The organism is Rothia sp. HMSC065G12 (assembly GCF_001811455.1).
In the GTDB taxonomy this organism is placed as follows: Bacteria; Actinomycetota; Actinomycetes; order Actinomycetales; family Micrococcaceae; genus Rothia; species Rothia dentocariosa.
The window spans coordinates 54,117-71,692 of sequence record NZ_KV804796.1; the positions used below are offsets into that span (position 1 = coordinate 54,117).

18 protein-coding genes are annotated in these 17,576 nt (G+C 56.1%); 5 read left to right on the forward strand and 13 right to left on the reverse strand.

The window, feature by feature from the left end; all coding sequences use genetic code 11:
- Positions 1-43 precede the first annotated feature (43 nt).
- From HMPREF2804_RS00955 to HMPREF2804_RS00980, 6 genes are all read right to left on the reverse strand, one after another.
- Positions 44-784, reverse strand: a complete 741-nt coding sequence (locus HMPREF2804_RS00955) for a TrmH family RNA methyltransferase (RefSeq protein ID WP_048755368.1) — start codon at positions 782-784, stop codon at positions 44-46.
- Positions 785-905: 121 nt separating this feature from the next.
- Entirely contained in the window at positions 906-1,487 is a 582-nt protein-coding gene (gene pyrE, locus HMPREF2804_RS00960) for an orotate phosphoribosyltransferase (protein ID WP_048753550.1), read from the reverse strand.
- A gap of 160 nt (positions 1,488-1,647) precedes the next feature.
- Positions 1,648-2,358 (reverse strand): C4-dicarboxylate ABC transporter permease, encoded by a 711-nt coding sequence (locus tag HMPREF2804_RS00965; protein ID WP_070626943.1) that lies wholly within the window; start codon positions 2,356-2,358, stop codon positions 1,648-1,650.
- Positions 2,359-2,555: 197 nt separating this feature from the next.
- Entirely contained in the window at positions 2,556-3,347 is a 792-nt protein-coding gene (locus HMPREF2804_RS00970; protein ID WP_070626944.1) for an HAD-IIB family hydrolase, read from the reverse strand.
- Positions 3,344-4,846, reverse strand: coding sequence for an anthranilate synthase component I family protein (locus HMPREF2804_RS00975; RefSeq protein WP_070626945.1), 1,503 nt, complete (start codon positions 4,844-4,846; stop codon positions 3,344-3,346). The genes HMPREF2804_RS00970 and HMPREF2804_RS00975 overlap by 4 nt, the downstream gene beginning before the upstream one ends.
- A gap of 177 nt (positions 4,847-5,023) precedes the next feature.
- Positions 5,024-5,356, reverse strand: coding sequence for a rhodanese-like domain-containing protein (locus tag HMPREF2804_RS00980; protein ID WP_070626946.1), 333 nt, complete (start codon positions 5,354-5,356; stop codon positions 5,024-5,026).
- 243 nt (positions 5,357-5,599) lie between these two features.
- On the opposite strand from HMPREF2804_RS00980, the gene HMPREF2804_RS00985 reads away from it, so the two are divergent.
- Entirely contained in the window at positions 5,600-7,054 is a 1,455-nt protein-coding gene (locus HMPREF2804_RS00985) for a peptide MFS transporter (RefSeq protein WP_070626947.1), read from the forward strand.
- Positions 7,055-7,200: 146 nt separating this feature from the next.
- On the opposite strand, the gene HMPREF2804_RS00990 is transcribed toward HMPREF2804_RS00985, so the two are convergent.
- Positions 7,201-8,394, reverse strand: coding sequence for a Fic family protein (locus HMPREF2804_RS00990; RefSeq protein ID WP_070626948.1), 1,194 nt, complete (start codon positions 8,392-8,394; stop codon positions 7,201-7,203).
- 580 nt (positions 8,395-8,974) lie between these two features.
- Between HMPREF2804_RS00990 and HMPREF2804_RS00995 the strand changes: the two genes are divergently transcribed.
- From HMPREF2804_RS00995 to HMPREF2804_RS01005, 3 genes are all read left to right on the forward strand, one after another.
- A complete protein-coding gene (locus HMPREF2804_RS00995) occupies positions 8,975-9,499 on the forward strand; it encodes a DUF4242 domain-containing protein (RefSeq protein ID WP_004005853.1) in 525 nt (174 codons plus the stop codon).
- A gap of 35 nt (positions 9,500-9,534) precedes the next feature.
- Positions 9,535-10,617 carry an acyl-CoA dehydrogenase family protein gene (locus tag HMPREF2804_RS01000; protein ID WP_004005854.1) on the forward strand — a complete coding sequence of 361 codons (1,083 nt, stop codon included), beginning with the start codon at positions 9,535-9,537 and terminating at the stop codon, positions 10,615-10,617.
- A 171-nt stretch (positions 10,618-10,788) separates the two neighbouring features.
- Complete coding sequence (locus tag HMPREF2804_RS01005) at positions 10,789-12,123, forward strand: uracil-xanthine permease family protein (protein ID WP_070626949.1); 1,335 nt, start codon at positions 10,789-10,791, stop codon at positions 12,121-12,123.
- A 113-nt stretch (positions 12,124-12,236) separates the two neighbouring features.
- On the opposite strand, the gene HMPREF2804_RS01010 is transcribed toward HMPREF2804_RS01005, so the two are convergent.
- On the reverse strand, positions 12,237-12,779 hold the full coding sequence (locus tag HMPREF2804_RS01010) for an XRE family transcriptional regulator (protein WP_070626950.1): 543 nt from the start codon (positions 12,777-12,779) through the stop codon (positions 12,237-12,239).
- A 104-nt stretch (positions 12,780-12,883) separates the two neighbouring features.
- On the opposite strand from HMPREF2804_RS01010, the gene HMPREF2804_RS01015 reads away from it, so the two are divergent.
- Positions 12,884-13,078, forward strand: a complete 195-nt coding sequence (locus HMPREF2804_RS01015) for a hypothetical protein (protein WP_070626951.1) — start codon at positions 12,884-12,886, stop codon at positions 13,076-13,078.
- 173 nt (positions 13,079-13,251) lie between these two features.
- On the opposite strand, the gene HMPREF2804_RS01020 is transcribed toward HMPREF2804_RS01015, so the two are convergent.
- The 5 genes from HMPREF2804_RS01020 to HMPREF2804_RS01040 all read right to left on the reverse strand — a co-directional run bounded on the left by HMPREF2804_RS01020 (position 13,252) and on the right by HMPREF2804_RS01040 (position 17,376).
- Entirely contained in the window at positions 13,252-14,454 is a 1,203-nt protein-coding gene (locus HMPREF2804_RS01020) for a type II toxin-antitoxin system HipA family toxin (RefSeq protein ID WP_070626952.1), read from the reverse strand.
- A gap of 2 nt (positions 14,455-14,456) precedes the next feature.
- A complete protein-coding gene (locus tag HMPREF2804_RS01025; protein WP_004005858.1) occupies positions 14,457-14,771 on the reverse strand; it encodes a helix-turn-helix domain-containing protein in 315 nt (104 codons plus the stop codon).
- 210 nt (positions 14,772-14,981) lie between these two features.
- A complete protein-coding gene (locus HMPREF2804_RS01030) occupies positions 14,982-15,815 on the reverse strand; it encodes an HAD-IIB family hydrolase (protein WP_070534646.1) in 834 nt (277 codons plus the stop codon).
- Between the two features lie 14 nt (positions 15,816-15,829).
- Positions 15,830-16,408 carry a YbhB/YbcL family Raf kinase inhibitor-like protein gene (locus tag HMPREF2804_RS01035; protein WP_080972601.1) on the reverse strand — a complete coding sequence of 193 codons (579 nt, stop codon included), beginning with the start codon at positions 16,406-16,408 and terminating at the stop codon, positions 15,830-15,832.
- A gap of 32 nt (positions 16,409-16,440) precedes the next feature.
- Positions 16,441-17,376, reverse strand: coding sequence for a carbohydrate kinase family protein (locus HMPREF2804_RS01040; protein WP_070534644.1), 936 nt, complete (start codon positions 17,374-17,376; stop codon positions 16,441-16,443).
- Between the last annotated feature and the right edge of the window lie 200 nt (positions 17,377-17,576).

Sequence of the window (17,576 nt, forward strand, 5' to 3'; positions counted from 1 at the left end):
CTACCTTTTCGGCAAAATCCTACCTGCTCGCGGTGTATTTGTTTTAAGGTTTCTGTCCGAAAACGTGGCGGCGCACCCAGGCGTGCATCGCGATCCCAGCGGCGGTTGCCGCGTTCATCGAGCGGGTTGAACCGAATTGCTCGATCGAGAGCGTATCGCGCGCGGCGGCGTGAATTTCCTCCGATAACCCTGGGCCTTCCTGCCCAAAGACCAGCACACAGTTCTTCGGCAAATCATAGGTTTCAAGCGGCACCGAATCCGGAAAAATATCGATGCCGATAATGTCCAGCCCCTCGCCCTGCGCCCACGCCACAAAGTCCTCAATCGTGGGGTGATGCCGCACATGCTGATACCGGTCGGTCACCATCGCACCGCGTCGGTTCCAGCGTTTCTTACCAATAATGTGCACTTCCTTCGCCAAAAAGGCATTCGCGGTGCGCACCACGGTACCGATATTCAGATCGTGCTGCCAGTTCTCGATCGCGACGTGAAAATCATGGCGGCGCGTGTCAAGGTCGGCGATAATCGCCTCCATGCTCCAGTAACGGTACTTATCCACCACATTGCGGCGGTCGCCCTCGCGCAGAAGCTGTTCATCCCAATGCTCGCCTTCGGGCCGCTCGCCCTCCCAAGGACCGACGCCAACCTCAAACCGGGGCGTTCCGAAAGTCTCGCTTTCGGGGTACTCTTGCGGTGTACCCTGCGGCTCTGCAGATTCGTTCACACAGGAATCCTGCCCGGGATCTGAGGGGTCAAGGGGGGTCTGATGGCTTGGGGAACTCATGGTTTCTTTCTGATGGCGCGTACATATAGTGCCGGATGCGCGGCGAAGGAGTCTGGGGTGGGCGGTGCGGCGATGCCCGCACGCCACTGGTTGCCAGCACGCGCGGGCATCTACAAAGTCCCTAGTCGAGCCCTAAATCATCCTTGGAGTAGGCGTAGAAGCAGGGAACCCCGGCAATCTCTTCGATATGTTCTTTCGCCCCGGTTGCACGGTCTACGATGACGGCGACGGCGACGACCTCGGCGCCCGCTGTGCGCAGCGCATCCACGGCGGTTAACGCGGACCCGCCGGTGGTGGAAGTATCTTCGACAGCAACCACGCGGCGACCCTCAACGCTGGGCCCCTCAACCTGGCGACCCATGCCGTAGGACTTTTGCGCCTTACGCACCACAAACGAATCGATAGCACGATCTTGATCGCCCGCCGCGCGCATAATTGCGGAACCAACGGGGTCGGCGCCCATCGTTAGACCACCGGCGGCCTCAAACTCGATACCGTTGCGGTCGAGCAGATCGAGCATCACCTGACCGACCAGGCGCGACGCTTCGTGATGCAGGGTAATACGGCGCAAGTCGACGTAGTAGTCGGCTTCTTTCCCGGAAGCAAGAGTCACTTTACCGCGCACCACGGCAAGCTCGGAGATGAGCTGGCGCAGACGTTCGCGGGCTTCTTCGATGGGCAGGGTTTCGGATAGTTTAGTCATATTTCAAGTTTAGCGGGTTACCCCGGGTACGGGCTGGCGGTGGGTGTCCAGGGCTATACCTTAGGTGCCTTAGGGGTGCGTCCCGGCTCTCTGCCGCGTAAAAAAGGCTCTTTATTCACATAAAGAGCCTTTTTAGCACCTACTGCCCTAAATATGCAGGTTAGTTCTGGTACGGCGCCTGGGGCTGAACGGGCTGCGCCTGTACGACTGTGGGCTGGGCCATCGGATTCTGTGCCAGACGGTACGCCTTGGAGTCACGCATAAACCTGTTGGTCCCGGGCAGCCACAAGAAAACAATCAGGGCAACGTTAGCAATAAACAACACCACGTAGATCACAATGAGCGTGGAAAGGGAAGACGTAAAACCGGGCGCGAGCGATGACCTCTCTTCATTCATGCCGCTCAAAGCCGCCGATGTGATAAACATGTGCAAAACAATACCGGCAAGGGCCAAAACAGCAATAACGGTCATGACGATACGCGACCAGTTGTATCCTCGGTAGATGAAAACACCGAACAGGATGTACAGAATAATGCTGAGGAACAGCGGAAGAGAAATAAAGGACACAAACGATTCTAGAGTATTGTAGTTTCTGAGTGACTGCCCGCCATTCATCGCAGCCACAGTCTGCAGAGAGCTCATGGCAGACCTCATGGTACCGAACTCAACGAGGCGTAAGAGCGCGCACGCCAGACTGACTATAAAAGCGGTCATAGCCAACGCCGTAATTTTGGGGCGAGTGGCTGGTATTGAAGGTGCAGCGGCGTAAGCTGTCGGTGCGGGCTGCATCATAGGTTGCTGAGAAGAAGTTTGCTGAACAGACGGGGAATTCTGCGGTTTTTCTTGACCGGACGTAATGTTTTCACTCATCGGTGATGCTCCTTCAAATATTGTGTGCGGAAAGATGGTTTTGTGAAACCACCTCTAGAGCATAGCCGAAATTATGTGAAATAGGGGTATTCTGCGATGATTCGTCGGATTTCAGACTGCACCGAACATTCCGCGTCAAAAGAGCCTTGATAGTGAATAAAGCGTTAAAATCCGCTTGATATAAATAAAGAGCCTTTTTACAAGGCGGACGAGGAGGCGAGTACGCGGATGGCGGCGGCGACTGCATCCGGATGCGGGTCCACCGTCAGATCTGCGAGCGGCAGCAGGGCCTCATGCGAGCCCACCGCAACCGCATACTGAGCACCCTCAAGCAGCCCTGCATCGTTCATATCGTTGCCAAACGCAATATAAGGGTCGGGTTTTTCGCCCGGACGCGCGCCAAGCGCCTGCGGAAGAGTCGAAACTTTATGCACTCCCCCGGGCGCCAGATCAATACTCGTGGTGGCGTCCTGATGCTTAGTCACATGCAGGTTTAGGCTCGCGATAGTCTTTTCAAGCTCGGCGTAAAGATGCGGATTATTGATGTCAAGCAGAATTATTTTGACCGGATTCTCCAGGTCTTTCAAGGAAACTAGGCGGTCGGTTCCCTCGGGGTTTAGCCGTTCCACGAGCACATGCGCATCGGGCAAATCAAAGGCGTAAGAATCCAGGGAGTCCACGATATAGTGCAGCCCGTGATGTTCGATAATGTCCCGAATTTTCGCATAACTATGCGCATCTAGGTGTTCCCGCGCACGCAGCTGCCCGTCCCGGTACAGCAGTGAACCGTTCGCGCCGATCAGCGCCAGCCCGCTATGCGCGCGCACATCATCAGAGAGCATGGGCAGAATATCGCGCACCGGTCGGGCAGAGGCAAAAACCACGCGGTGGTCCGCCTGCAGCAGCGCATAAATTTCGCGCTCAATGGCGGGTTCGATCACCATGCCGTTAAAGCTAGTGGTGCCGTCGATATCGAAGACAAAATTCATGATACCCCTGAGTTTTCTCGGTCGGTCGCCGCGGTGGCGCTCTGCTTACTCACGTCCTTTTCAACGACGCGCCCCACACTCGGCGGAAGCGCCGCACGTAGTTTCGTCAGCATTTCTTCATACTCGGCGTTCGGGTCTGAATCGGCGACAATAGCGCCGCCGGCGGCGAGGGTTATAAGCCCGTTATCGTGCGCAACCAAGGTACGTATAACAATAGAGAGATTGGCACCGCCATCCGCCGAGAAGAATCCGAGAGCACCCGAGTATACGCCGCGGGGGCGCGCCTCCAGATCCTCAATAATATTCATTGTTGAGGGCTTAGGCGCGCCGGTCATAGATCCGCCAGGGAAGCAGGCCGCGCTGGCATGCACTGCGGACATTTCGGGCTTAAGGCGCGCAGTGACGGTCGAAACAAGCTGATGCACCGTTGCATAACTTTCCACACCCATGAGTACAGGAACCTGCACACTCGCGGGGTCACTCACCGTCGAGAGGTCGTTGCGCAAAAGATCGACGATCATCAGGTTCTCGGCGCGGGTTTTCGCATCGTGCTGCAGCCAGTGAGCCGCGGCGGCGTCATCCTGAGGATTCGCACCGCGCGGGCACGTCCCTTTAATCGGCTTCGTTTCGGCGTTTCCGTGCGTATCAACCATCAGAAAACGCTCAGGAGACGAAGAAAGCACAGAGAAATCGCCGCACCGCAAATAGGCGGCATAGGGTGCGGGATTGTGCCTGCGCTGAGTGCGGTACAGCTCAAAAAGCTGATCTGGCGTGAGAGGATGTTCTACCCGCGCGGTACTTTCGGCGCTCAGGCACACCTCATAACTATTCCCCTCGTAAATATGCCATTGTGCGCGCTCAATATCTGCGCAATAGCTTTCACAATCCGGGGCGTCAAAAAGTAGATGCTCCACATGCTGGATCAATGGTTTATCGCCGTCATGTGCGTTATCACCCGGTATCTCACGCCAAGAATCCCGCGCCAATTCGCGCAAACGCGGCTCGATTTCCTCAATCCAGGGTTCGTCGCCAAGCAGCCACGCGCGACGGGTTTCATGTTCATAGGCCAGGTATCGCACGGCGGGCATCCAGAGAGAATCCGGGGTTTGCGCCGTGTGCCGGGGCGTGTATCCGATACGCCCGGGGTGCAGGGCGGCGCGCGCCTCATACCCGAAATAACCCACGTAACCACCGCGCAAACCTTCGGGCAGCTCGGCAATGTCATCGGGTTCAGGCATACTGGCAAGCGCAGTATCGAGGGCATCCCAAGGAGTCGTGTTTTTTGCCTCGCATGCGTTTTCGATGCGCAGCACAGCCGCCCAATGCGGGACGACGCCCACATACGAGACGCGAGACATAGGCGATTCTTCTCGTGCGGAATCAAGCCAATAGGCGTACCGAGCGTCCGCAGCGATCACGGGGTATGCGGCCTCGGGCATGATCGCAAAGTCGAGGGCGCGCACGTGCAGCGTTGGGTATTGATCGGGCTGAAGAATCACGTTTCCTATTGTAGAGTGCGTTGCCGTCGGTCTTGAGCAGTGTGGCTTCGACCCGAATACAAAGGATGCGGCACCAGCAGCCATTTCGGGGGCTGGGGTGCCGCATCTTTATATGTCGTTTTGGCTATATACACTAGTCAAACCGGATATATTCCAAATTTTTAGGGTATAGCGTCATTAGTGAACGACGGCAGGTTCCTGCCCGTTTTCGCTTTCCATGGGCAACTTTGCGGTGAACCAAGCACTTGTTCCGCCAGCAATATTTTTCGCCTGGTATCCGTTCTGGCGCAGGTATTCAGCCGCACGGTTTGAACGCCCGCCGCCGTGACAGATCACATAGAATTCTTCATCTTTGCTGGGTAGCTCTGAAAGTCGCTCGGTCAGCGTTCCTAGGGTGATGTGCTGGGCACCAGCAACGTGGCCGCCTTCCCATTCGTAGTCTTCGCGCACATCAATAATCTTGGCATCGGCAGGAACATCGGCAGGGGTTACCTGGGGTACGTTATTCATGGATTCTCCTCTGTAGTCTCGTGAGATACATTATCAACTCTACAAAATTTTGAGGTCATAAGGCACGCGCGCGTGCACGCAATACACCCCACCCCCACCTTTCGGCATGAGATTTCATGCAGAGTAAATCGGAATTTATGCCTAATTTCTGCACAAGCTTCTGTATACATATGCACTTCATAGGTATAGACTAAGGAAATATAACCTAGAACACTTCCGGTCTGTGTATTCTTGGGAGGCTTTATGGTAGCCACACAACCAGCGGCGCAGAAGCCGCGAACATTCTTTGGGCATCCGCCGATGCTCGCCAATCTTTTCACCGTGGAAATGTGGGAACGGTTCTCATTCTATGGGATGCAGGCTCTTGCCCTCTACTACCTGTACCACTCTATCGAAGACGGCGGATTAGGGATCCCCAAAGAAGCAGCCACCGGCGCTATGGGAGCGTACGGTGCAACCGTTTATCTCATGGCGATCCTCGGCGGTATTTTGGGCGACCGTGTTTTAGGCCCCGAACGTACCCTCTTTTATTCCGCTATAGGTATTATGGCGGGGCACATTGTTCTTGCGGTCATGCCCGGTGCCGCTGGTGTGATCACCGGTCTTCTTCTGGTCGCGATCGGTTCAGGGTGTCTCAAAAGCAGCGCCTCGGTTCTGGTCGGTTCGCTCTACAGCAAAGACGACCCCAAACGCGAAGCGGGGTTCACGCTTTTCTATATCGGCATCAACATCGGTGCGCTTTTAGGTCCGGCACTGACCGGCTGGGGATGGGGTTGGCTAGGCTTTCACTTCGGCTTCGGAATCGCGGCTATCGGCATGGCGGCCGGGCTTATTCAGTATGCGCTCACCCGCAAGAACCTGCCCGAATCGGTGCACGAGGTAACCGTTCCTTTCACCCCACGTCAGAACGGTATTTTAGCCGGTGTTCTGGCGGGTGTAGCTCTCATAACATTCCTGCTGGTCATGATGGGCTGGATGACTACAGGCAACCTCGCCACGTGGGTGGTAAGCGCCGTCGGCATCGGGGCCATAGCTCTCTTTATTCAGTTGCTCACCGCCAAGAACGTAACCAACACCGAACGCTCGCGGGTGTGGGCGTTTATTCCCCTCTGGATTGCCAACGCTATTTTCTGGGCGCTCTACCAGCAGCAGTTCACGGTCATTCCCATCTATTCTGATGAGCGACTCGACTGGCATATTCTGGGCATGGATCTTCCTCCGACCCTCGTCAATTCCCTTGCCCCTATTTTCGTGATTCTTCTGGGGGCGGGGTTCGCCGCCATGTGGACGAAATTGGGCGATCGGCAGCCGCGCACAACCACCAAGTTCTCACTCGCGCTCGTGATTATCGGCCCGGCATACTGGGTTTTCCTCACGCAGGTGGGTGTCTCTCGCGTGGCGGTCTACTGGATGGTTATCATCATGTTCATCTTCACTGTTGCCGAGCTTACGATTTCGCCCACGGGCATGGCGCTGACCACCAGGCTCGCGCCCGAAGCCTATAAGGTGAACATGATGGCGCTTTACTGGACCTCGCTGGCGATGGGTACCGCATTCGCGGGCTGGTGCGCACAGTTCTACAGCCAAGACACTGAGGCTTCTTACTTTATGTGGGTGGGTGCCGTCTCGGTTATTGCTGGTATCGTCCTCTTCCTCTGCCGTGCGCCCATCCAGAAACTTATGCGCGATGTGAAGTAGTATTCCGTTTTAGGCATATATAGCGGTGGGTGTATCTTCAACGCTTGAAGATGCACCCACTAGTTTTAACGTCTTAGGTTTGACTTGGGTATATGCCGCCTACGTTATATTCCAGGAGGGGCATAGAGCCTTTCACAACATGATTATTAAGCCTGGATGCGCCGCCCGGCACGCGCCGCAAATGCGTCAAGCGCATCGTTAAGGTGAGGAACCGTCCATACGCGCTGACCCGCAACAAAGGTTTTCTCACGGCGTATCACCCCCGCTTTCTCAAGGGTTGCGATGATGCGGTATATCGTTGCCGGTGCCACAGACGTATTCTGCTCCACCATCTGTACCGTAAAAGCCGGTTCGGTGCAGCAAAAATCGGCGACCGCCTTCAAAGCGGATGTTGTTCGACGTGCTGTTCCCATAATTTTATCGCGTAATCCGGAGATGTCCTCTGCCAAGATACGAGCGTTCTCGACGGCAGCATTTGAAGCTTGAATAAAGCACCGGATCATAGGCTCTATATCTCCAGCGCGGTATGCGGTAAGCGCCGCAATATAGTCTGCGACGTCATGCAGAAGCCCCGAAGAAATTGGCAGCACAACATGTTCGGTGACTCCACGGGCCATGAGCAAAGCCGAAATAAGCGCCCGACCGGTACGCCCATTCCCATCAGTAAAAGGGTGAATAGTCTCAAATTGTGCATGAGCGATGGCAGCCTGCACCAGCGGGTCAAGATCACGACGCGCCATAAATTCAACGAGGTCATTCATGGCGGCGGGTACTAGCTTCCAGTGCGGTGCCACATAATCTGCTGTTACAGGCGACTGCCCGCCAACCCACACCCACTGTTGGCGGAATTTCCCGGCGTCATCTAGGGTGCCAGCCGTCAATTCATGGTGCATATGCACGATAGATTCAATGGTCAGGCTCTCTGCCGCCCCTAAAGCTGCCTGCATGGCGCGAACATTGCGTGCCACCAACTCGGCATTATGCCCCACGGCAGAGCTGGAAGCGCCCACCACCGCCAACGATAACCTACGTGCTGAAACCGTCAGGTTTTCAATCTGCGAACTTGATGCCGATTCACCCCGCAAAAGCACCGCCGCAAATGGCACACCACCTAACGCCGCATGCTGCTCGTCGAAGCGAGTAATCGTGCGCGTGCAGTCCTGCACCAGAGTATGTAGCTGCGGGGAAAGCTGAGGTGTTTGCTCGGCGATGCGCGGTGTAACGGCACTTTTAAACTCGCCAGTGTTCCGCTGACGAGCACGACGGGATGCGAGTGGGTCACGATGCTGCCACAGAGGCTGCTGTTCCCAATCAAGAGAAGCCCATGAGATGGCTGGCATACCCCACGCTCCTTTCTGCTGCATGATAGGGAATGCCCTAAAAAATGAGGTAAGTACGGGCAGTTAATGAGAATTTGAACCTCTATTTTCTCATTAAGAATACTATTGAGAAAATAGAGGTCTCATTTCTCGCTAGGGCAAGCTACTGCACGCTATTTAGCCAGCAGGGGCATAAGGGCAGAATAAGCCCCTCATCAGCAGATCTGACAAAACACGTATTTTCACTAGTCAGATAGTAAATAGAGGCATTCTACGCTACCAAAAGTCAGCCAGTTACGCTACCAAAAGTCAGGTGTTTACGCTACCAAAAGTCAGGTTTTGCTCGCTGCGTATCCTAACCGTCAGCATCTTAAACCCGCCCCGAACATTAGACGCCGTATACATATTCCCGTCACCGCTGTAACATGACGTTTTGTGTCTCCGCATTACTTCATGTGACGGGTGAAGGGTTCTTAAATCTTCGTTTTAGGACTCATAGCGAAAAACATTATGCGCCGCGCCCGCGACCGGTTTAGGGTATATGCCAGACCCGCCGTACAGGCAGGTAAAAGACAACGTCCTATCTAAGGAGAAAACAGACATGGCCCTGTACCTGATCGAGCTGACCCCAGCAACCGCATCCAAGGACGAGGCAACCGCACTCATCGAAACCGTTTCCAATTCCCTGAGCGAGGGCGCGGAGCTCATCGAAACTCAGGTTTCCGCCGATCACAAGCTGATCTTCGCTATCATCGAATCTGAAAACACCGCGTTCGCACCCGCCCTCACCGCGGCCATTGGCGAGCGCGCATCCGTGGTTGGCCCCGACGAGGTTCGCTTGGTGGGCGCAGAACTCGACGACATCAAGAAGCTCAAGAAAGATGCAGACTACCTGGTCGAGTGGGATATTCCCGCCGAAATCACGATGGAGCAGTACCTGACCCGCAAGAAGGCGAACGCGCCCAAATACGCCGAGGTGCCCGAGGTTTCCTTCCTGCGCACCTACGTGCGTGAGGATACCGCTAAGTGCCTGTGCTTCTACGACGCCCCCGATGAGGATGCGGTACTTCGCGCCCGCAAAGCCGTGAGCACCCCTATCGACCGTCTCTTCAAGCTACACGCATAAGCACACCTGCACATTGCATATAGGAGCTCTCTACCATGTCTGAATTCACTCTTGAACCTCTTGAGGATTATCCTCAGCGCGAGCGCGTGCTTGCGCTTGCCGCCGAACACGCTGATGCCGTCGATGCCGGTGAGCGTTCCCCGTTTGAGAATCTACGCGAGATTGCGAAGGATGGTCTGCTAACTCTGGGGCGCACCGGGTCTTTGCTTCCGCAGGTTTCGGTTGCTTTTGACCTTGCTTCGCAGGATGCGACAACCGGGTTCTCGCTGTGGGCTCATCGTTCTACGATTGCGTTCTTTGATGCGGTGAACCGTGAGCTGCCCGAGGGTTTGGCTGAGGCCACGACGAGCGGTACAAGCGCGATGGCGGCGGCGTATAAGGAGGCTTCGGGGCTTGCGCCGATCAAGGTTTTGGGCACTTTGGTAGAGGGCGGTGTGAAGCTCAACGGCACGGTGTCGTGGGCTTCTAACCTGTACCCGGGCGGCGTGATTGTGCTGCCGGTAGCAGTGCAGAATGCGCAGGAGGGGCATCCGAACCGGTATATTGTGACGGTTCGTCAGGATGCTCCGGGGTTGAAGGTTGTATATCACCGTAACCTGCTGGCGCTCAACGGAACCGAGTCTGGCACGATCATTTTTGAGGATGTTTTTGTGCCGACCGAGGATATTCTGACCGATAATTTTGAGGGCTTCCTTAACGATGTGACCGCGCCGTTCTTGCTGGTGCAGTCCGCATTCTGCTTGGGTCTTGCCGCCGGTGCGCTGGTGGAGGCTTCGAAGCATCTTGAGGCTTCGCAGGGTATTTTCAGTTCTGAGTTCCCGCTGATTGTAGGCGAGTACGAGAGCTTGCGCGATGAGCTGGTGCGTTTGGCGCGTGAGCCGCAGCGTGCCGAGCGTCGCGATTTGTTGAGCTTGCGTCTAGGTGTTTCGCATCTGGCAACGATTGCTACGCATTTTGAATTGCAGGTTGTTGGAGGCGCCGGTTACGTTGCTTCCTCGCCGACTGCGCGGCGTTTACGTGAGGCTTCTTTCCTGCCGGTGCAGTCGCCGACTGAGGGACATCTGCGTTTCGAGCTCTCAAAGTACGACCACTTAGAGGATTTGCAGGCGGCACTGTAGCGGCAACCTGCCACCGCCTCCCCCAACCCTAAAAAGGCTCTTTATTTGAATAAAGCGGCAAAAAACACTCTTTATTCAAATAAAGAGCCTTTTTACAATGCGCACACCAGGCTCAACAGGTGTAAAATTACTGGGAATTTTGTCCTCACCTTCACCTGGAGATCGCATCCCATGAGCACACAGAAATCCGGTTTCGGCTGGCGTCTGCACGGCGACGGCAGAAGTATTAAACCCGGCTCGGTCGTGGCGCCGAGCGAACGCCTCGCCTGGCCTATTACGATCGGCATCGGCGCCCAGCATGTGGTGGCGATGTTCGGCGCGACCTTCCTCGTCCCGCTGCTGACCGGGTTCCCACCCGCAACCACGCTGTTCTTCTCGGGCCTGGGCACCGTTTTGTTCCTGCTCATCACACGCGGGCGTGTGCCTTCTTATCTGGGTTCTTCCTTTGCGTTTATCGCACCCCTGGCGGCGGCGACAAACCAGCACGGCCCGGCGGGTGCGCTCGGCGGCATCGTCATGGCGGGTCTGTCGCTCTTCCTGGTGGGTGTTATTGTGCAGTTTGCGGGTACCGGCTGGCTGACGAAGCTCATGCCGCCCGTGGTGACCGGCGCGATCGTGGCACTCATCGGCTTCAACCTGGCACCGAGCGCGAAAACAAACTTCATGAAGGCGCCCATCACCGCACTCGTAACCCTTATCTCGATTATCCTGATTTCGGTGCTGTTCAAGGGTATTATTGGTCGCCTCTCGATTCTGTTGGGCGTGATTATCGGGTATGTGACTGCGGTTGTGCGCGGCGAGGTAGACTTCTCGACCATCGAAAAGACCGTGCAGCAGCAGGGCATTATCGGACTGCCGCATTTTCAGAGCCCCGAGTTCCACTGGGAGCTTGCCGGGCTGTTTATTCCCGTGATTCTGGTGCTGGTTGCCGAGAATATTGGACACGTGAAGTCGGTGGCGCTCATGACGGGCGAGAACCTGGATGAGTACTCGGGTCGCGCGCTCATGGCAGACGGTTTAGCGACCACCGTCGCCGGTTTTGGCGGCGGTTCCGGTACGACCACCTACGCCGAGAATATCGGTGTCATGGCGGCAACCAAGGTGTATTCGACGGCGGCATACTGGGTGGCTGCGATTTTCGCGATCGCTCTCTCGCTTTTCCCGGCGTTTGGCGCGGCAATTGCGACCGTCCCGGCGGGTGTTCTTGGAGGTGCCGCAACCGTGCTCTACGGCATGATCGGGATGCTCGGCGTGCGTATTTGGAGCGAGAACCGCGTGGATTTCTCAAACCAGATTAACTTGACGACCGCCGCTGTGGCGCTGATTGTGGGCATCGCAGATTACACCTGGGAGTTCTCGGGCTTGTCGTTCGCGGGTATTGCACTCGGCACGGCGGCGACCTTGATTGTGTTCCACCTGATGACGTTCATCGTCAAATACACCAGGGCGGCGGGCGACCCGCTGGAACCCTTCACTGACAGGGACCACGACGAGCTGGGACACTAACTGCTGGGCTTGCCCACAATCCCTTGAGTTCCGGGAGCGTTTTCTTCATTCGGGAGCGGTTAAAGTGCTCCCGAATGAAGAAAACGCTCCCGCTTTTGTCCCATCAAGAAATATCAGTAGTTTGCCCTCCGGTTAGCAGCATCCTGAACTGCACATGCCAGCACAAATTTGAAGTTATCTTCGGAATCCTTCATGTACTCAGCTGCGGGGCGGCCATCAAAGAAATTCGACGGCATAGCGAGCCAAAAAGCAACTTCCCACTCAGTCAGTTTTCCGTCTAATAGGGTTTTAATAACCTGCCGAACCTGCGGATCCACTGCCCCGTCTTTGAACTGAAAAACCGGATACCCGTTACGTCCCGCCTTGTTTTTGAGGCGCAGAATATTGTTCTTGCGCACCCTATCGTTGAGGGCCTGCAGACTGATGCCGCCAAGGTATTCGCGGGTGCTGCGGCTATCCTTCACCTTGCCAATATACTTCCCAGATCCCCGCGCGCCCTTGCGCACCTCAACCGTATGCGAGAGCGCGTTCGAGAGCTCCTGCATAGACTCGGCGGTGGGAGTGATTTCACCCCGATCGATCTGTTCACGGATGCGCCGCTCAGTATCGTGCAGAACACCTGTGATGAACTCTTCGGTCGCTAAACTCTTAGGCATGATGCACTCCTTCCCTTGTACACACCACCCTATCAACTTTATATGGCTTTATAAAGCTGATAGGTGCAAGAATTCTTGCACTCGGCAATGTTAGAGTGGGAAAGATGAAGACGAAATCGAACTACCTCATGGTCTTTCTGATTATCACCTTCGGCGTGGATGTGCTGGATCGGCACATGAAAATCGAATATATAACGGTTCCAATAATCCTCATCATCATGCTGATCGTTTTTGTTCAAATCATTTACTATTCCTTCTTTAAAAGGATTGACGCGGGAGATAATCAGCAAAACCGCTAATACGACGGGGCAGCTCTTGGGCATTGATAAATGCGCACTGATAAATAATTTATACTTGGATATAAATGTCAAATATACTTAATAATTAAACGTATTTTCACTGGGCTATACTTTTTATTTCTGTATTTTTATCGCTAAATAATTCTCTGAAATACACCGCTTATCATAAACTTCTAATCCCTCAGTTCCCGCACTGCTTGTGTTGCACGCTCAAAACGTGGGCGCATCACAGAGGCGCTGGGCGCATCCACCCCATAGCCGCGAGCGCGTTCCGGGGCACGTTCCAGCAGAGGAGCTACGGTTCGCAGCCAGCCGTGCGCATCCTGCTCAGATACTCCAAAAAGAGAAAGCGAATCTTTAGAGACAAGCGCAGAAGGTTCATATGAGGGATCGCCGAAGAGAGCCAGCTGATGGGTATCACCGTCAGGGGTTGGATTCATATCGAAACACGGGGCTATTCCCCATTCACGCCCAAACCGCAAAAACCCGTGGTTACGCAAATGGTCGTCGGTATTCCCCACAAGCACCCCAAGCATAGCGCGCTTCCACAGCTGCTCGGTATCTGCGCCTTCTTCTCGGGCATATTCCACCACATCGACCCAGTCCCCGCCATCGCCGTCGGACGCTTCCAGTGCCGTCATCGCAGAAATATAGGGGATGCGCTGCCGACTGTCCTGCAGGCGGTCAAAACGACGCGCCACATAGATATGCCGATCTTCACCATTAATATCGGTAATTTTCAGCAGGCGCGCTTGCGGCACGATAATACCCAGATCGGCGCCCAGGCGGTTGAGAGTGTACTCCCACCCCATGAGATCCCACTCATCACCCACAGGCTTAGGAAACTTTGCGAGCCACAACTCGCCGTTGATCAGCACATTTGCCTTTGGGCGAGCGCCGCCGAGCGAGCCGGTAGCACGGAAAAGGCGACGCGCCTGAATATCATCTACAGCAGACGGATCAAGCTCTATAGCATTCGCTGTCGTCAGTAGTTCGGGCAAATCCAGCTCATGGGGTATACCCGTACCATCGGAGCTTAACGGGGTATCGTCTATCCAATATCGTAAAGACCCCTGCCGCCCGGCATCATCTACCCCCAGAAGATAGTCGAACTCACTGAGCGAGGTGCGTTTTCGTGCACGCTGCAAGAGTTTACGTCCCCACCTGTCAGGGACAGAATCGCTCAGCCCGCCCAACCCATCAAGGGGCTGTGCGCCAGCAACAAGAGGGAGCGATGGGGCAAGAGCGTAGGCGGCAGGGTTCGCTAGATATGCTGCATCGTAGTGAAATACTCCGGTTCCACGGTTGATGAAAAGACGACCAGCGATTACCTCACGGTCGCCTGCCACTGTCGTAACCTGCACTGTTTCACTCATAGTTACCAGCCCATTTCGCTTTTGGGGATGCGCACCGACTTAGGTAGTTTTTCGCTGGCACGCAGGCGGCCGACATCCGTGAGATACGGATCGGTAGCGGTGACGACCGCATCCAGCATGCCGAGCACCCGCAGCACACGGAAAAGCACGTCGGTACGCACCGATTCGCCCTGCTCAATGCGCCGCAGGGTCACGGTCGTAATGTCTGCACGTTCCGCAACCATCTGCGCAGTTAGACCCATCAGTTTGCGTTGGATGCGCAGCTGCTCGCCTATCGTCCGCGCGGCTCGGCGCACCTTGGTGGGAATATACGCCATAATCTCCATACCCTCATATAGAAATAACTACTTCTAGTATAGGCAATAATAGAAAGAATTATTTCTATATAGACGACCGTTTTATACCCAGTACGTACTTTCGACGGCTCCCTCATCCAAAAAATGCGCCTCTCATCCAAAAATTTTTAGATGAGAGGCAAAAATTTAGATGAGGATTTGAATGAGGCCGCATGGCATGCAGTCGCGAGGCTACATCGCTCGGTACTGTGCCTCACCGCGCCCCCGAAGCATCGCCTCAATCACCTGCGCTACGCCGTCTTCCCCGAAGGGCGGGCAGGTGCGCCCCACCTTCTTAATCAGCGCAGGCTCGCCGGATGCCATCGCATACCCGTGACCCGCCCAGCACAGCATTTCGGCATCGTTAGGCATATCGCCAAAAGCCATCACCTCATGCGCCTCAATACCGTGTCTTGCGGCAAATTGGGCGAGAGTGCGCCCCTTATTCACGGTCTTCGAGCCCATCTCGATCAGCGGCTCGCCCACAACCCCGCGCGTGACCGACACCAGCTCACCCACGGTCTGCGCTACACGCACATGCAGAATATCGGGGTCCATACCAGGCACCCGAACCAAATATTTAATGATTGGAGTATCGCCGAGCGCCACGAATGCCTCCGCTATAGAGGATTCAACCACGCGAGCGCCCTCAAGCACGTCTCCCCCGTCGTGCGGACCCTGAATGTAGACGGTATCTACGGTTTCGAGAATATAGGTGACCTCGGGGAATATCGGCTCAAGCCGAGTGTGGGCACGCTCGATCACGGCGGGTTCGGCGCCGTTAACCGCCTCTACTTCGTTGGCGCCCAGATGATACACCACGGCACCGTTCGAGCAAATGGCGTAGGAGTCAAAATCGGTTTGTTCCCGCAGCGGGGTAAGCCAACGGCTCGGGCGCCCGGTCACGAACACGATGTCGATGCCCACCGCACGCGCCGCCTCTAGGGCGTGCAGGGTGCGGGGGCGAAAACGAAAATCAGGCCCGATGAGTGTGCCGTCCAGATCGCTGGCGATGAGCTTAATCATGCGAGAATAAGCGCCTAAGCCGCCGGTTCTGCGTAGGTGACGGTTAAGAAGGCGCGCGCGATGCCGTGGAAGAAGAGGTTGAAGTTCACCACGGCAGGTGAGGTGTTCTCGTCTACTTCAAGTTCGGGTACGTCCACGGCAGTCACGCAGAATATGTAGCGGTGCGGCCCGTGCCCTGCTGGAGGTGCAGCACCCACGAATCCGGGGGTCCCGGCGTCGTTGCGATGCGCTATCGCCCCGGCGGGAAGCGCCGCGCCACCCTGACCGCCGACGATAGCGCCCGCGTTGGTCTCAAGCGCGGTGACCGATGCGGGGATGTTTGATACGGTCCAATGCCAGAAGCCGCTGGGGGTGGGCGCATCCGGGTCGTAGCAGGTGACAACGAAGGATTTTGTCTCTTCGGGGAATCCCGACCAGCTCAGCTGCGGAGACTGATCCTGCCCGCCGGGCACGCCAAAGAGCGCCGAGAGCATGGCGGTGGGCGCGGCGGCGCCGTTTTCAAGGTCGGTAGAGGTCAGGTTGAAGAGCGGCAGGTCGGGCAGCCCAGCGTAGGGTTCACGCGGCAGGGGTGCGGTGCCGAGGTTGTTAGTCACGGTAGTCCTCCTCGTTTAGTCGGGTAGCTGACTTAGCCGTTGAGTACGGCGTTAAGTTCTTCGCGGGTGGGCGGGTTCGCTCCGGAACGCGAGACGGTAATTCCCGCCGCCGTTGCGGAGAATCGTAGCAGATTTTGAATATCTTCGCGGGTGAGCGCGGCAAGTTTGGCGCGTGCTTGGGCACCGCTGATGCCTCTGTCGAGGAGTGCGGCGATCAGCGCCGCCATGAGCGAATCGCCCGCGCCTACAGTATCTGCAACCTCCACACGATAGGCCGGTTCTTCAATCCCGTTGGGGTATGCACGGGTGTAGGCGATCGGCCCGCCTTCACCGCGGGTTATCACCATCAGCTCTACACCGAGGTCGAGCCAGGCATGCGCGGTTTCTGCAAGGGAACGGTCAGGATATAGCCACATCAGGTCTTCGTCACTTGCCTTCACCACCGACGCGAGCGCAGCAAATTTTTCTGCCCAGCTCTGGGCGAGGGCACGGTCGCTAATAATGGTGGGGCGGCAGTTTGGATCGTAGCTGATGAGGGCGCTTTCGCGTGCCGCCGTGAGTGCTTGAGCAACCACGTGGGCGCCCGGTTCGAGCATCGCCCCGATAGAGCCGGTGTGCAGCGCTTCGCAGCTGGGGGCTAGGGCTAGAATGTCGTCGGCGTAGCTGTCGAGGCTCCAGTCGATATCGAATTCGTAGCGTGCCGCGCCGTCTTCCCCAATATACGCCTGCGCGGTTGAGGTTCGTGCGGCGCGCGGCTCGAAGGGTACCTGCACTTTGGATGCGCTCAGGTGCGCGGCGATGCTGGCGCCGTGTTCGTCGGTTCCGTAGTGGCCGATAAACCGGGTCTTGTGCCCTAGACGCGCGGCGCCTACGGCGACGTTGAGGGGAGATCCGCCGGGGTAGGCGTGCATGGGGGCATCGTTGCTGTGGACGACGTCTACGAGTGCTTCACCGATGACAGTTAACATGTCTCAATTCTACTCAAGGTTGCCTCGCGGTGGAGTGTGTTTCTGTGTGTTATCCCCGTTGTTTTCGCTTCTTGTGTGAGGGCTTGTGTGGGCTTTATTGGCTTCGGGCGTAGTGCATTGTGCAAAGCGTGCTAGATTTCACAGATTCGACGGCGTGAGGGAATAAAACCATTCGCCGCAGAGGTTAGACTTAAAGCAGA

Bases quoted from the DNA above. Each gene is read 5' to 3' on its own strand.
- HMPREF2804_RS00955 (WP_048755368.1), bottom strand. From the start codon at position 784: ATGAGTTCCCCAAGCCATCAGACCCCCCTTGACCCCTCAGATCCCGGG.
- pyrE (WP_048753550.1), bottom strand. From the start codon at position 1,487: ATGACTAAACTATCCGAAACCCTGCCCATCGAAGAAGCCCGCGAACGT.
- HMPREF2804_RS00965 (WP_070626943.1), bottom strand. From the start codon at position 2,358: ATGAGTGAAAACATTACGTCCGGTCAAGAAAAACCGCAGAATTCCCCG.
- HMPREF2804_RS00970 (WP_070626944.1), bottom strand. From the start codon at position 3,347: ATGAATTTTGTCTTCGATATCGACGGCACCACTAGCTTTAACGGCATG.
- HMPREF2804_RS00980 (WP_070626946.1), bottom strand. From the start codon at position 5,356: ATGAATAACGTACCCCAGGTAACCCCTGCCGATGTTCCTGCCGATGCC.
- HMPREF2804_RS00985 (WP_070626947.1), top strand. From the start codon at position 5,600: ATGGTAGCCACACAACCAGCGGCGCAGAAGCCGCGAACATTCTTTGGG.
- HMPREF2804_RS00990 (WP_070626948.1), bottom strand. From the start codon at position 8,394: ATGCCAGCCATCTCATGGGCTTCTCTTGATTGGGAACAGCAGCCTCTG.
- HMPREF2804_RS00995 (WP_004005853.1), top strand. From the start codon at position 8,975: ATGGCCCTGTACCTGATCGAGCTGACCCCAGCAACCGCATCCAAGGAC.
- HMPREF2804_RS01000 (WP_004005854.1), top strand. From the start codon at position 9,535: ATGTCTGAATTCACTCTTGAACCTCTTGAGGATTATCCTCAGCGCGAG.
- HMPREF2804_RS01005 (WP_070626949.1), top strand. From the start codon at position 10,789: ATGAGCACACAGAAATCCGGTTTCGGCTGGCGTCTGCACGGCGACGGC.
- HMPREF2804_RS01010 (WP_070626950.1), bottom strand. From the start codon at position 12,779: ATGCCTAAGAGTTTAGCGACCGAAGAGTTCATCACAGGTGTTCTGCAC.
- HMPREF2804_RS01015 (WP_070626951.1), top strand. From the start codon at position 12,884: ATGAAGACGAAATCGAACTACCTCATGGTCTTTCTGATTATCACCTTC.
- HMPREF2804_RS01020 (WP_070626952.1), bottom strand. From the start codon at position 14,454: ATGAGTGAAACAGTGCAGGTTACGACAGTGGCAGGCGACCGTGAGGTA.
- HMPREF2804_RS01025 (WP_004005858.1), bottom strand. From the start codon at position 14,771: ATGGCGTATATTCCCACCAAGGTGCGCCGAGCCGCGCGGACGATAGGC.
- HMPREF2804_RS01030 (WP_070534646.1), bottom strand. From the start codon at position 15,815: ATGATTAAGCTCATCGCCAGCGATCTGGACGGCACACTCATCGGGCCT.
- HMPREF2804_RS01040 (WP_070534644.1), bottom strand. From the start codon at position 17,376: ATGTTAACTGTCATCGGTGAAGCACTCGTAGACGTCGTCCACAGCAAC.